The 722-nt window shown below is 37.4% G+C and carries 2 protein-coding genes; one reads left to right on the forward strand and one right to left on the reverse strand.

Going from position 1 to position 722, the window contains the following annotated elements:
• Positions 1-268, forward strand: a 268-nt coding sequence (locus AC1DWA_RS32970; protein WP_477917626.1) for an MFS transporter, incomplete at its 5' end; no start/stop codon positions are given.
• 177 nt (positions 269-445) lie between these two features.
• On the opposite strand, the gene AC1DWA_RS32975 is transcribed toward AC1DWA_RS32970, so the two are convergent.
• A partial coding sequence (locus tag AC1DWA_RS32975) for a transposase (RefSeq protein WP_477917628.1) occupies positions 446-722 on the reverse strand: 277 nt, incomplete at its 5' end.

Below are 722 nucleotides of genomic sequence, written 5' to 3' on the forward strand. Positions count from 1 at the left end.
CTTTATTGTTGGGATGATTTTCTTCGGGCTGGGTGATTCGGTCTTTGGGCCATCATTTAATGGTATGCTTTCAAAATCAGTTAGTGACAGTGAGCAAGGGCATATACTAGGGGGAGCCCAAAGCATTCAATCTCTAGCTCGGTTCATTGGACCAATTATTGGCGGTCAGTTGTATTCAGTAGTTAGCCACACTACTCCAGCCGTCATGGGTGTGGTATTGATTGGTATCTCTACTCTCGTTTTATCAAAAAAGCATCGTTATAGTTAATAAAAAACAACCCTTAAACAAGAACAGAAGAACTGCCTCTTAACCGATGGGGGTTTTTTCTGTTTTATAACTGTATACCTTATAAGCAGTTAGTTCACATAAACACTCTTTCCGGAACAMACGCAAAAAGAGAAYMCTTRGAAATGRACTGAACCCAAAAAGTTAGACAATTKATATTTAAGCAACGTAGTTGGCTTGAGTACGGTATTCGACTGGACTCATGCCTTTCAATTTTTCCTTAATKCGAGTGTTATTGTAGTARTGTAYATATTCTTTTAGCKCTCTCTCAAAATGGTCCATATCTTTAAATTRTTGAAGGTATAAAAGCTCTGACTTCAATAAGCCAAAGAAATTCTCTATGACGGCATTATCTAGACAGTTTCCCTTACGGGACATACTTTGAATAATATTATTTTGTTGGAGTGCTTTTTTGTACTTCGACATTCTATAGTCC

It is taken from the genome of Rhodococcus sp. P4_F3_2, assembly GCF_056401335.1.